This is a genomic window from Vibrio sp. 811 (genome assembly GCF_033339195.1).
The window spans coordinates 1-533 of sequence record NZ_JAWOUB010000879.1 but is presented as its reverse complement, the minus strand read 5'-3'; the positions used below and the strand labels follow the sequence as shown (position 1 = coordinate 533).

Sequence of the window (533 nt, the reverse complement as noted above, 5' to 3'; positions counted from 1 at the left end):
CGATATGGTCAGCCGAAAGGCCTCCGTACCGTGCAGTCAATTCAGTGCCACCAAGGTTCGATAGCTGCTCTGTGTGGCCTTTTACGTGTAAGCCATATTGTTTCGCTGTCGCAAATACTTTTTCGGTTTGCTCCAAATTAAAACCGATAGACTCACAAAACACATCCACACTGGTGGCCAAGTTTTCCTCTGCGACGATTGGGATGATTTCTTGACAAATATGTTCGATGTAATCGTCTGCGCGACCTTCAAATTCAGGCGGTAAAGCATGAGCGGCAAGAAGGGTAGTTGTGATTTTGACTTTACGCTCTTGTTCTAAGGCTTTTGCAGCACGCAGCATTTTTAGTTCGTCTTTGAGCGTCAAGCCGTAGCCTGATTTTACTTCAACCGACGTAACCCCACTTGCCAACAAGCCATCTAAACGAGGCAACGCGAGCTCAATTAATTGCTCTTCAGTAGCTGCTCGAGTGGCCTTTACGCTGGAAAGGATACCGCCACCTTGCTTCGCTATTTCCTGATAAGGCACGCCGTTT

General features: G+C 47.5%; 1 pseudogene. It reads right to left on the bottom strand.

Annotated elements, in window-relative coordinates:
* Nucleotides 1–533, bottom strand: a pseudogene (locus tag R7Q46_RS29910) (imidazolonepropionase); the annotation flags it as partial.